This window comes from Mycobacterium marseillense (assembly GCF_010731675.1).
Classification (GTDB): Bacteria; Actinomycetota; Actinomycetes; order Mycobacteriales; family Mycobacteriaceae; genus Mycobacterium; species Mycobacterium marseillense.
In genome coordinates, this window is sequence record NZ_AP022584.1 from 298,319 (window position 1) to 311,035 (window position 12,717).

The window sequence follows — 12,717 nt, forward strand, 5'->3', positions numbered from 1 at the left end:
GCGCGCTCACTGGCGCGCGGCCGCGGCGTTGGCCGCCGCCTGAGCCCGCCGTAGCGTCGACGCGACATCGCCACGGCCCAAGAACATTTCGTCGAAATAGGACTGCAGGGCATCATTGCCGGCGGCGAACCCCGCGCCCCCGGGGGCCGCGATGCGCGGACCGTTCAGCACGGTGAAGAACGGCGTGACGTCGACGCCCCGGGTGGCCCAGTAGTGGAAGTAGACCGGCTGGGCCGACGACACCGCGGGGATGGCCGCGCCGTAGCGGCCCAGGTATTCGTTGCCCCGCCTGCTGCCCATCCAGGCCAGCACCTGACGCACCGCGTCGGGATGCCGCGAGGCCGCATTGCCCGCCGCGGCAATGCCGTTGGTGACGCTGACCCGGCCTACCGGGCCCGCCGGCATCGGCGCCACACCCCAGCGGAAGCGGGCGTCGCGGGCCACCGGGGCCAGGCTGTAGGTACCCGACTGGAACAGCGCCATCCGCCCGGCCAGGAATTGGTTGCGGGAAAAGTCGCCATTGTCGTTGGTGTCGGCCGCGGGCGGCGCGACGTGGTCGCGGTTGATCAGGTCGACCAGATATTGAAAGGCGGTGACGGCCCCGGGATTGTCGAACGCAAACTCATCGCCGCGCTGAAACACGCCGCCGGCAGACCCGATGTAGTTCAGGTAGATCCCCTGGGGGTCGTTGGCCGCGTTGTATGCCCACTGCCGCACCCGCCCCGCGTCGAATCCCTCGGTATCGCCGCGGTTCCCCTGCGCATCGACGGTCAGCCGGGCGAGCAGGGGCCGTAGCGTGTCACCGCCATCGGGACTCCATCGCAAGGTGCTTAGCCGGGCGGGGTCGATGCCGGCCGCGCCCAGCAGATCGGCGTTGTAGTACAAGGCGATTCCGGCGTCGGTGAGCTGCGGCACGCCCCAGAGCGTGCCGTTGCGGGTGAACTGCTCGACGACCGGTTGCTCCCAGTCCGACGCGGCCGTGGGGCCCAGCGTCGCACCGATGTCCAGCAGCCGGCCGCTGTCGGCGTAGGCCGCGAGGTAGGCGTTGGACAGCCAGAAGATGTCGTCGGCGCTGCCGCCGGCCACATCGGTGCGCAGGGTGTTGAAGTAGGACGAGTACGCCACCAAATTGACGTGCACTTCGATGTCGGGGTGGGCGCGGCTGAATTCCTGGAACGATTGCCGGTAGGCCGCGCCGATCTGATCGCCCCAGATGCGCACGGTCACAATGGTCTTGCCGCCGTGCGGCTGGCCCGAGTAGTCCAGCAGGACCGCCGTCGCCGCCAACAACACCGCGACCAGTCCGACCGCCGCGGCGACCAGTGTGGAGAACCGGGGCCGGGTCACTTCAATCCCGAGACGACGATCGAGGCGACGATGTGGCGCTGGAAGGCCACGAACAGCGCGATGAGCGGGGCGATGGCGATGGTGGTGGCCGCCATCACCAACGTCCATTGGGAGTTGAACCGCGACTGCAGGTCGGCCGTCGCCACGGTGAGCACCCGCCACCTGCGGCCGCTGGTGATCACCAACGGCCACATGAAGTTGTTCCACTGCGAGACCACCGTGATCAGCGCCAGGGCGGCCAGGACCGGCCGGCTGGACGGGATCACCACATGCACGATCTCGTCCAGCGTATTGGCGCCGTCCAGGCGGGCGGCGTTGACCAAGTCGTTCGGGATCATGCGAAAGTGCTCGCGCAGCAAGAAGATCGCGTAGGGCGAGCCGAACATGAACGGCAGCACCAGCGCCCAGAACGTGTTGCGCAGACCGAGCTGCGCCATCATGAGATACATCGGCACGATCGTGACCGTCGCCGGCACCATCAGCGTCGCGATGTACACCCAGAACAACGCGTCGCGCCCGGGAAAGTGCAAGCGCGCGAAGGCGTAGGCGGCCAGCACGGAAAAGGTCAGCTGGCCCACCAGAATCACCGCCGTCATCAACGCGGTGACCGCCGCCGCGCGGCCGAACCCGGCCCCGGCCAGGTTGGTGAAGTTGGCGAGCGTGGGTGGGTCTGGGAGCTGCAGCGGCGTACCCGTGACGAATTGGTGCGCCGAGGTGAATGCGGTCATCAGCCCAAGGATGAACGGCGCCAACGTGATCAACGCGCCCAGGGCAAGTCCGGAATAGATCAGCGCCTTGCTGGCGCGACTAAGTGAGGTCATAGCTGATCCGCCGCCGGAAATAGAGATGCTGAAGCAACGTGACCCCGATCAGGATCACGAACAGCACCACCGCCATGACCGACGCCCGGCCGATGGCTGCCGACCCGAACGCCTCGGCGTAGATGCGGTGGGCCACCAAATCGGTACTGCCCGCCGGGCCGCCGCCGGTCAGGGCATAGACCATGTCGAAAACCTGTGCGGTGCTGACGATCCCGGTCACCAGTACAAAAAAGGTCGTCGGCCGGAGCATGGGAATGGTGATGCGCCAAAACTGCTGCCACGCGTTGGCGCCGTCGGTGCGTGCGGCGGCGTGCACCTCGTCGGGAATGGCCAGCAGCCCCGCCAGGAACGACAGCGAGACGTATCCGACGTTGGTCCACACCACGACGGCCGACACGAGCGGCAGCGCGAAGCTGGGATCGGAAAGCCATTCGATGCTATGTCCCAATACGGTGCTCACGGCGCCGTCCGTGGGAGCCAGGATCCACCGCCACAACACCGCGATCGCCAGCGGCGCGCAAATCCAGGGCAGCACAAACACGGTGCGAAACAGGCCGGTGCCTCGAAGCTGGCGGGCCAGCATCGACGCGGCCAGCAACCCCAATGCCGTCTGCGCCGGCACCACGATCGCCACGAAGATCGTCGTCACGATGAGCGAATTGCCGAAGGCGCCGTCGGTCAGCACCGACCGCCAATTGGACAGGCCCACAAAGCGCAGCGGCCCCAGCAGATCCCACCGACACAGGCTCAGCCAGATCACCACCAGGATGGGCAACAGCAGAAAGGCGAGGACGCCGAACAGGCTCGGCGCCAGCAGCGCATAGCCCAATGCGGTCGATCGAGGACGAGTCCTGCGTTCGGCGCCGGCCATGGGGTAATTAAAGCGGGCGCTGCCCCGGTTTGACATGAGCGGCCGTTACGGTGGAGCCGTGACACCGAACCGGGGGATCGATGCCGACTTCCTCGACCTGCCGCGCCACGAACTGGCCGACGCCGCGCTGTCGGCGGCCACCGCAGCCGGGGCCACGCATGCCGACCTGCGCGTTCACCGCATCACCACCGAGATCGTCCAGCTGCGCGACGGCGCGCTCGAGACCTCGGTGATCAACCGCGAGGTCGGGCTGGCGGTGCGAGTGATCGTCGACGGCACCTGGGGATTCGCCTCGCACGCGGAGTTGGTGCCCTCGGTCGCCGCCGAGACCGCGCGCCACGCGGTGCAGGTCGCCACCACGCTGGCGATGCTGAGCACCGAGCGCGTCGAATTGGCGCCCGAACCCGTCTACACCGACGCGACGTGGGTGTCGAACTACCGCATCGACCCGTTCGACGTCTCCGCCACCGACAAGATCGCTGTGCTCGAGGAGTACTCGGGGCGGCTGCTCAGCGCCGACGGCATCGATCACGTCTCAGCGGTGCTGACCGCCGTCAAGGAGCAGACGTTCTATGCCGACACCTACGGGTCCTCGATCACCCAGCAGCGCGTCCGCATCCAGCCCACCCTGGAGGCGGTGACCGTCGACCCCGCGGCGGGCAGCTTCGACTCCATGCGCACGCTGATCCCGCCGATGGGCCGGGGCTGGGAGGTCCTGGCCGGCGACGACATCTGGAACTGGACCGACGAGCTGGCGCAGCTGCCGGCACTGCTGGCCGAGAAGGTCAAGGCGCCCACCGTCGTTCCAGGACCCACTGACCTGGTGATCGACCCGACCAACCTGTGGCTGACGATCCACGAATCCATCGGGCACGCAACCGAATACGACCGCGCGATCGGCTACGAGGCCGCCTACGCCGGAACGTCGTTCGCCACACCGGACAAGCTGGGCACCATGCGGTACGGGTCGCCCGTGATGAACGTGACCGCGGACCGGACCGACGAATTCGGTTTGGCCACCATCGGTTACGACGACGAGGGAGTGGCCGCGCAGAGTTGGGATCTGGTGCGCGACGGGATCTTCACCGGCTATCAGCTCGACCGGGTGTTCGCCCGCCGCCTGGGCAAGCCCCGCTCCAACGGCTGCTCGTACGCCGACTCGCCGCACCACGTGCCGATCCAGCGCATGGCCAACGTGTCCCTGCAGCCCGCCCCCGAGGACATCACCACCGACGAGTTGATCAGCCGGGTCGAGGAGGGCATCTACATCGTCGGCGACAAATCCTGGTCAATCGACATGCAGCGCTATAACTTTCAGTTCACCGGGCAGCGGTTCTTCCGGATTCGCGACGGCCGCCTCGACGGCCAGTTGCGCGACGTCGCCTATCAGGCCACCACGACCGACTTCTGGAATTCGATGGAGGCCGTGGGCGGCCGGTCCACCTGGCGCCTGGGTGGGGCGTTCAACTGCGGCAAGGCCCAGCCCGGGCAGATCGCGGCGGTCAGCCACGGCTGTCCCTCGGCGCTGTTCCGCGGTGTGAACGTGCTGAACACCCGCACCGAGGGCGGGCGCTGATGATTCGCGCCGGCGGCGATGCAGAGCGCAGCGATGAGGAGGAGCGGCGCCGATGATTACCGCGCAGCACGTCGTCAACATCGTGCTCGACGAGGCGGCAAAGCTCGGCGGCGCCGACGAGACCATGGTGCTGGTCACCGACAAGGTCGAGGCGACCCTGCGCTGGGCGGGCAATTCGATGACCACCAACGGGGTTTCGGTGAGCCGCAGCGTGTCGGTGATCTCCGTGGTGCGTCGGGGCGCCAGCGCGCGCATCGGCACGGTCGTGTCCGCCGAGGCGGATCCGCGGGTGCTCCCCGGTCTGGTGGCGGCCTCGCAGGAGGCCGCCGGTTCGGCGCCGGAGGCCGGCGACGCCGCGCCGCTTCTCGTCGATACCGGCGTGCCCGCCGATTGGGACGCGCCGGTGCCGGGCACCGGACCGCTGGTCTTCGCCGACGTGGCCGACTCCTTGAGCCGCGGCTTCCGCGCTGCGGACCGGCTCTACGGCTTTGCGCACCATAGCGTTTCGACGACGTTCTTGGCCTCGTCGACCGGACTGCGGCGGCGTTTCAGCCAGCCCACCGGGGCGGTGGAGATCAACGCGAAGCGTGGTGACGCCAGCGCGTGGGCGGGCGTCGGGACCCCCGACTTCGTCGATGTGCCAATCGATTCGCTGCTCGAGCAGCTGTCCACCAGGCTGGGCTGGGCGCAGCGCAGCGTCGAGTTGCCGGCGGGGCGCTACCAGACGATCATGCCGCCGTCGACGGTGGCCGACATGATGATCTACATGGCGTGGTCGATGGCCGGCCGCGGTGCGCAGGAGGGCCGGACCGCGTTCTCGGCGCCCGGCGGGGGAACCCGGGTGGGGGAGCGGCTCACCGAGCTGCCGATCACACTGTTCTCCGACCCGATGGCACCCGGCCTTGCCTGCACGCCGTTCGTTGCGGCGAGCAGCTCTTCAGAGACGCTGTCGGTGTTCGACAACGGCATGGAGATCGGCCAGGTGGACTGGATTCGCGACGGGGTGATCAACGCGTTGGCCTATCCGCGCGCCACCGCCGACAAATACGACGCTCCGGTCGCAGTCGCCGCCGACAACCTGGTGATGACCGGGGGGTCGGCCACTCAGGACGACATGATCGCGGCCACCGAGCGTGGCCTGCTTTTGACCACGCTCTGGTACATCCGGGTCGTCGACCCCACCACCCTGTTGTTCACCGGACTCACCCGCGACGGCGTCTACCTCATCGAAGACGGACGCGTGACCGCGGCCGTCAACAATTTCCGGTTCAACGAAAGCCCGCTGGACCTGCTGCGACGCGCCACCGAGGCCGGCGTGAGCGAGAAAACGCTGCCGCGCGAAATGGGGGATTGGGCCACCCGCGCCGCGATGCCCTCGCTGCGGATTCCGGACTTCCACATGTCCTCGGTGAGCCAGGCCCAATAGATTGATTGCCGCCGGGCGGCGCGCGCTCTAGCGTGTGACGAATGGCGGCTCCGGTTTCGGTTCGAGAAGACCAGCTCACGCGCCTGGTGGCGCTGTTTCCCGCGGCGCCCGCCGACGCCCGGATCGCGGCGTTGGTCCGGCGGGTGTGCGCGCAGACGATGTCGCTGCCGCCGCTGCCCGCGGCCGACGAGGTCGGCGAGCCGGAATCGGACGTCGAGGCCGCCGTCGTCGAATTCGCCGAACAATTCAGCGCCGACGTCTCGTCGATCACCGCCGAGCAACGGTCCCGGTTGTTAAAGCACCTCGGGGACCGCACCTTTGGGGTCGTCGTGCAGATGTACATCGCCGACTTCGTCCCCCGCGTGCGGGCCGGGCTCGAAGCGCTCGGCGTCGGCGCGCAGTACCTGGGCTGGGAGGCCGGACCGATCAGCTGGGATCACGCCACCGACCCGTCGGAGCTTGTGTTCAACGACTTTTTAATCGCCGTGGCGCGAATGCGTGCGCTGGACCCGGTCACCTCCGAACTGGTGCGACTGCGCGGCGCGGCACAACACAATTGCCGGCTGTGCAACTCCCTACGCGAGGGCGGCGCGCTCGACGCCGGCGGTTCGGAAACGCTGTACGAGGAGATCGAGCGCTTCGAATCGTCGGGTTTGCTCGACGATCGCGCAAAAGCAGCGCTGCGCTATGCGGATGCGTTGATTTGGGCGCCTGCGCACCTCGCCGCCGACGATGCCGCCGAGGTGCGCTCCCGCTTCTCCGAGGCCGAATCCGTCGAGCTCACCTTCGACATCATGCGCAACGCCAGCAACAAAGTCGCCGTGTCCCTGGGCGCCGACGCGCCGCGCGTCGAGAGCGGCACCGAGCGGTATCTGATCAACGCCGAGGGTCAGACGGTATTTAGCTGACGGTGGCCGGTGCCCATGCGGTAGCGGGTTCGCGTCCGCCACTTAATCCGCTGGTCCCGCAACGTTCGGGGAAGTGGTCCGCACCCTGCTGCACGGCGGCGTGACTGGCGGGTGAGCCGTGAGCCCCTCCGGGGGCGAGGGCACGAAATGTTAACCATTCGTACATCGACGCGCAAGCGTGCGTTTTCGCTGTGTGTGGGGGTCGTTGGATAACTTAAGCCCCGTCGCCGACACTGAAATGACCACTAAGACGTGACGGTAGCGAAATGGCAGTGTGGCCCCCGCCGGGTAGCCATGGGACGTACGTCATTAGCCGCCATGCCCATAGATTTCCCGGTTCGTTGTTCGCAGCATTCGTAGCTTGGGTTTGCGTCGGAGCCGATTGTGTTCCTGCGCAGAGGGAGGTTCGAACATGACAAGCACCCGTACACGCTCGCGCATGCGGGTGTCGTCGGCATGGGCCGCCAGTGTCGCGCTGGGGGCCTCGTTGTTCGGCGGCGCGGTGCTTTCTGCCCCGCTGGCGTCGGCGACATGCCAATTGAGCCCCGCAGATGATCAATACATCAACCTGCTGGCGCAGAACAGCATGGTGCACACCGCCGAGTTCAGCGATTGCCATGAGGCCGCCGAGGGCCGTTGGTTCGCCAATCAGGTGAAGAGCTCACCCAACCCGTTCGGCCGGGCCAAAGAACTCGTCAACATGGTGACCAACACGACGCCGCTGAAGGCCGACAAGGCCGAATGGGAGGTCGAGTCGGCCATCTATGTCTACGCGCCGGAACTGATCCCGACGATCAAGGACCAGGCCGCCAAGCAAAACTGGCCGACCGAGTCCTGAGCCAGGCGTGCGCGGCTCTGCGCGCCGAATATTCAACGGCCGCAACGGCTTTAGCTCTAACCTCGCTGTGTGCGGACGTTGTCAGCTAACTAAACAGCGAGACAATTGAACCGCTGACGACGATGACGGAAGCCGTCGTGCTGGTTGAGGAGCTCGTCGATCCCTGAGCGGGGTGTTCGCTCAAATAGCTTCTCGCGCTGCTGTTTTCAATCGTTTTTGTTCACCCCTTGTTTGCATTGCCGCCTTTTGTCGTGCGCTCTGTCCGTGTACCCATTGGTGTGCGACAGGTGGATCAGCAAATTTTCTACGCGAAGGAGTCTCGAAGGATGACCATCAGACGTACACGCTCGCGCGGGCAGATGCTGGCGTTGGGGGCTGCCGGCGCCGTGGTGGCGACGTCGATGCTGGGCGAAGCGCTGCTGTCAGCGCCGCAGGCAGCGGCCGCCTGCAGCATGACCCCGAAGGACGACCAGTACATCAACCTGCTGGCGCAGAACAAGATGATCCACTCCGCCGAGTTCAACGACTGCAACATGACGGCCGAGGGCCGCTGGTTCGCCGACCAGGTCCGCAGCGCCGACAATCCGTTGGCCGCCGGGAAGCGACTCGTGAACATGGTGACCAACACGACGCCGCTGAAGCCCGATCAGGCTGAGTGGGAGGTCGAGTCCGCGATCTTCGTCTACGCACCGGAAATGATCCCCGCGATCAAGGGACAAGCGGTGCAAGGGCCGTCCGCGGCCTGACGGCAAAGGGTTTGGCGATGGGCGCTGCCAAGAGGCGGCGCCCATCGCGCGTCCCGCCCGACGGACACTGACTTCGGTCTTCGGCTACGGTTTCCTACGGACGACCCCGTCGGGGCGGTAGCTCAGTTGGTTAGAGCCGCGGACTCATAATCCGTTGGTCGCGGGTTCGAGCCCCGCCCGCCCCACCACCCGCTATTCACCCGAAGCTATTCGTAGTGCTCCGGCTCGATCCGGGTACTCTGCCGGATCAGCGATCGCGCCTGATGCAGGTGCTTGGCCGCCCATCGGCGATACGTCCGTCGAGCCCAGGACATCCGTTCCTGCGAACGCTCCGGACGGCGCACCAGCTCGAGGTCGACATGGTCGAGCTCCTCGGGCCCGATTTCTATTCGGTCGCGACCGTGGATGAAATCCAACACCAGCGCATCGGGGTCCAGCAGTTCGCGCTCCCACGCCTCGTGGTCATCGAGGTCGGCGATGCCCATCGTGTCGGCGGCGTCGCGAAGTACCTCGCCCAATTCGCCATCGAGCAGTTGGCGAAACGCATCGGCGCCCTGGCGCGGATTGGCGATCATCCACGAGTGATACGCGTCCGGCACCCTGTACAGCGTCGCGTCGGCCTCGTTGGCGATTTCGCGCGCGTGCGGGAACGGCACGATCATGTCTTTTTCGGCGTGCACCACCATCGTGGGCATCCCCTCGTCGCGCATGGTGTGCAGCATCGGCGTGTAATCACCGGACTCGACGATGGCCCTGATCGTCCGGACGGCTGCGAGTGGATAACGCAGGTTGGGCACCGCCACCGCGGCCAGCACGCGGAAGTATCCGAGTTGCTCGCCGGGGGAGAGCTGCGTGGGGTCGCCCAGTGTGTCGCGAACAGCGGTGTAGGCCGCGCCCAGCGCCTTGGTTGGGGACCTCACCAGTTTGGGGATGGTCGTGTCGAACCGCGCTCCGGCCGCCGGGTCGAACAGCACGGCGGCGAGCACCCGCTCAGGCGCGCGTGCGGCCAGCTGGATGGTCATTCGCCCGCCCATCGAATGGCCGACGAACAACGCCTGCCCGATGCCGAGGGCGTCCAGCGTGCGCAACACCGAATCGGCGCGATCGGTGAAGCCGCACGCGTCGCTGGGCAGTCGCCCGGTATCTCCGTGACCGGCGGCATCGACGGCGACGACCAGAAATCCCATTCCGGCGATCCGGCTGAGCATCCGCAGGTAGGCCCTCCGACTCAGCAGGAGCCCGTGCATGAACAACAACGGCACTCCGCGGCCGCCGACTGAAAGCCCGATCCGCCGCCCGTCATCGAGTTCCACGACGTGATGGCTCAGGCGGATCCGGCTTGGTGATGTTTCCGTCATGGCCACGGCGGAATTCCCGGCCGGCGGGGCGTCAAAACGGATTGCCGACAGGCCCTCGTTGGTCGCTGCCGGGCAGCGCAGGCTTGTGCGGCCGCAACCGGGGGTACTCGGCTGAGCAAGATGACGCAAATCCCGTATCGACGCACCGACGAAATCGATCCTTATGTGCGCGTTTACGGGACGCGGGTGCACAATCTGCGGGGTGTCGACGTCATCGCGCCGCGTGACGCGCTGGTCGCGTTCACCGGAATCTCCGGATCCGGCAAATCGTCGTTGGCCTTCGGGACCATCTATGCCGAGGCCCAGCGCCGCTACTTCGAATCGGTCGCTCCGTACGCCCGTCGCCTGTTATTGCCTACCGGCGCGCCGAAGGTGGATGACATCACCGGGCTACCGCCCGCCGTTGCACTGCAGCAGCGCCGGGGCTCGGCGACGTCGCGGTCGACGGTCGGCACCGTCACCACCCTGTCGAACTTGTTGAGGATGCTGTTTTCCCGCGCTGGGACCTACCCGCGGGGGGTGACGGAACGACTGGACTCCGATGCGTTCTCGCCGAACACCGCGGTGGGGGCGTGCCCCGAATGTCACGGGCTGGGACGAATCCATCGGGTGACCGAAGAGACACTGGTGCCAGACCCCACGTTGTCCATCCGCGAAGGCGCCGTCGCCGCCTGGCCGGGCGCGTGGCAGGGCCAAAACCTCCGCGACATCCTCGTCACGCTGGGCTACGACATCGACAAGCCATGGCGCAAACTTCCTAAGCGGCAACGCAATTGGATTCTGTTCACTGAGGAGCAACCAACCGTCGAAATCGATCCGGGTCAGCACCCCGTGCAGGCCGATTATTACTACAACGGCACGTTTTCCAGCGCCGAACGCCATGTCCGCCACACGTTGGCCAACTCCCATAGCGCGATGATGCGCCGCCGCGTACTGCAATTCGTCGACACCGTCGAATGCCCGGTATGCGACGGCTCTGGGTTGCGGCCGGAGGCGTTGCGGGTGACCTTCGCGGGGCGCACCATCGCCGACTACACGGCCATGCCATTGGGCGACCTCGCGGAAACGTTGCGCCCGACGGCTTCTCGGACCGACGCCGCCGCCGCGTACGAGTCCACGACATCCGGCGAGCTGACGGAAGTGGCGACCATGATCGCCGCCGACCTGGTCGCGCGCCTGCAGGTACTCATTGATCTCGGCCTCGGCTATCTCACGCTCAGTCGGCGGACCCCGACCGTGTCACCCGGCGAACTGCAGCGGTTGCGGCTGGCCACCCAACTGCGCGCCGGCTTGTTCGGCGTGCTCTACGTGTTAGACGAACCGTCGGCCGGCCTGCACCCGGCCGACGCCGAGCCGCTACTCGAGGTGCTCGATCGCCTGCGGCGCGCGGGCAATTCGCTATTCGTGGTCGAGCACGACATGGACGTCGTGCGCCGTGCCGACTGGATCGTCGACGTTGGGCCCGGGGCCGGAGAACTCGGTGGGGGCGTGCTCTACAGCGGGCCGGTGTCCGGCCTCGCCGACATCGAGGGGTCGGTCACTCGTCACTACCTATTCGACGGTGCTCGGCCGCCGCGTCGACAACCACGCACGCCGTCCGGGCAGCTGCGGCTGCGCGGGATCTGCTTCCACAATTTGAAAGACCTCGACGTGGACCTGCCCCTCGGCGTGTACACGGCGGTCACCGGGGTGTCCGGTTCCGGCAAGTCGACACTCGTCGTCAAGGTCCTCGGCGATGTCGTGCACAGCCAGCTCGGCATCGGACGAGCGGCCGAGCCGGCCGAACCCGACGACGACGAAACCGACAGCGGGATGGTCGATCTCGATCATGACGCGAGTGTCGGTGTGACGGCAGAGGGGGCCGAAATGATCAACCGGCTGGTGTCGGTCGACCAGCGTGCGATCGGACGCACGCCGCGTTCGACGCTGGCGACCTATACCGGCTTGTTTGACGCCGTGCGCCGTGAATTCGCTGCGACCCCGGAGGCGCGTCGCCGCGGTTGGACGGCGGGCAGGTTCTCGTTCAACGTGGCCGACGGTCGCTGCCCCACCTGTCAGGGCGAAGGTTTCGTGTCGGTCGAATTGTTGTTCCTGCCAGGCACATACGCCACCTGCCCGGCGTGTCAAGGAGCGCGGTACTCCGACGAGACACTCGAGGTTCGATATCGCGACCGTACGATCGCCGATGTCCTCGCGATGACCGTCGATGAGGCCTCGGAGTTTCTTGCCGACGTCGCCAGCGCGGCGCGCAGCCTGACCACGCTGCAAGAGGTCGGGCTCGGGTATCTCCGTCTCGGACAGCCCGCGACCGAGCTGTCGGGCGGTGAAGCACAGCGGATCAAGCTCGCGGCCGAACTGCAGCGACCCCGGCGCGGGCACACCCTCTACGTCCTCGACGAGCCGACCACCGGGCTGCACCCCGCCGATGTGGATCTGCTCGATCGTCAACTGCACCGCCTGGTCGACGCGGGCAACACCGTGGTGGTGGCCGAGCACTACATGCGGATGGTCGCGGGTGCAGACTGGGTGATCGACTTGGGACCGGGAGCCGGCAGCGACGGCGGCCGCGTCGTCGCGGCGGGGCCACCTGAGCAGGTGGCACGGGCCAAACAGAGCCGCACGGCGCCGTACCTGGCGAAGCGGTTGGCGTCGTCTGGCACTCGGTGACGACGTTTGTCTCACCCCCAGCTCGGGCGCGGCGGCTGATCCGTGACGCCCGCAGCGGGTTGAGCGTGGTATCGGCGGCGTCGCCAACGTCGAATGCCGTCACGAAGGGGATCGCCACTCCGGCAAGGAGTCCGACACGAAGCAGCGGGGCAACATCAT

General features: G+C 67.0%; 10 protein-coding genes and 1 tRNA gene. 7 read left to right on the plus strand and 4 right to left on the minus strand.

Annotated features, from left to right (window positions below; translation table 11 throughout):
* Positions 1 to 6: 6 nt before the first annotated feature.
* From G6N26_RS01255 to G6N26_RS01265, 3 genes are read right to left on the minus strand one after another with little or no spacing between them, the layout of a single operon-like run.
* Entirely contained in the window at positions 7 to 1,347 is a 1,341-nt protein-coding gene (locus G6N26_RS01255) for an extracellular solute-binding protein (protein WP_067168701.1), read from the minus strand.
* Entirely contained in the window at positions 1,344 to 2,168 is an 825-nt protein-coding gene (locus G6N26_RS01260) for a carbohydrate ABC transporter permease (RefSeq protein ID WP_067168703.1), read from the minus strand. The genes G6N26_RS01255 and G6N26_RS01260 overlap by 4 nt, the downstream gene beginning before the upstream one ends.
* Positions 2,155 to 3,039, minus strand: a complete 885-nt coding sequence (locus G6N26_RS01265) for a carbohydrate ABC transporter permease (RefSeq protein ID WP_083017763.1) — start codon at positions 3,037 to 3,039, stop codon at positions 2,155 to 2,157. Before G6N26_RS01265 ends, G6N26_RS01260 begins: the two co-directional genes overlap by 14 nt.
* Positions 3,040 to 3,097: 58 nt before the next feature.
* On the opposite strand from G6N26_RS01265, the gene G6N26_RS01270 reads away from it, so the two are divergent.
* The 6 genes from G6N26_RS01270 (at position 3,098) to G6N26_RS01295 (ending at position 8,721) form a co-directional block, all read left to right on the plus strand.
* Entirely contained in the window at positions 3,098 to 4,615 is a 1,518-nt protein-coding gene (locus tag G6N26_RS01270) for a TldD/PmbA family protein (RefSeq protein WP_083017801.1), read from the plus strand.
* A gap of 52 nt (positions 4,616 to 4,667) precedes the next feature.
* Positions 4,668 to 6,041: a TldD/PmbA family protein gene (locus G6N26_RS01275; RefSeq protein WP_083017761.1), complete on the plus strand. Its 1,374-nt coding sequence runs from the start codon at positions 4,668 to 4,670 to the stop codon at positions 6,039 to 6,041.
* Between the two features lie 41 nt (positions 6,042 to 6,082).
* Positions 6,083 to 6,949 carry a carboxymuconolactone decarboxylase family protein gene (locus G6N26_RS01280; RefSeq protein ID WP_083017759.1) on the plus strand — a complete coding sequence of 289 codons (867 nt, stop codon included), beginning with the start codon at positions 6,083 to 6,085 and terminating at the stop codon, positions 6,947 to 6,949.
* Positions 6,950 to 7,388: 439 nt separating this feature from the next.
* Positions 7,389 to 7,787, plus strand: a complete 399-nt coding sequence (locus G6N26_RS01285) for a hypothetical protein (RefSeq protein WP_083017757.1) — start codon at positions 7,389 to 7,391, stop codon at positions 7,785 to 7,787.
* Positions 7,788 to 8,113: 326 nt separating this feature from the next.
* Positions 8,114 to 8,533 carry a hypothetical protein gene (locus G6N26_RS01290; protein ID WP_083017755.1) on the plus strand — a complete coding sequence of 140 codons (420 nt, stop codon included), beginning with the start codon at positions 8,114 to 8,116 and terminating at the stop codon, positions 8,531 to 8,533.
* Positions 8,534 to 8,644: 111 nt separating this feature from the next.
* Positions 8,645 to 8,721 (plus strand) — tRNA-Ile (locus G6N26_RS01295).
* Between the two features lie 18 nt (positions 8,722 to 8,739).
* Here G6N26_RS01295 and G6N26_RS01300 read toward each other — a convergent pair.
* Positions 8,740 to 9,891: an alpha/beta fold hydrolase gene (locus tag G6N26_RS01300; protein ID WP_169925520.1), complete on the minus strand. Its 1,152-nt coding sequence runs from the start codon at positions 9,889 to 9,891 to the stop codon at positions 8,740 to 8,742.
* Between the two features lie 120 nt (positions 9,892 to 10,011).
* Here G6N26_RS01300 and G6N26_RS01305 point away from each other — a divergent pair, with 120 nt between their 5' ends.
* Positions 10,012 to 12,558, plus strand: a complete 2,547-nt coding sequence (locus G6N26_RS01305) for an excinuclease ABC subunit UvrA (protein WP_083017752.1) — start codon at positions 10,012 to 10,014, stop codon at positions 12,556 to 12,558.
* Positions 12,559 to 12,717 lie beyond the last annotated feature (159 nt).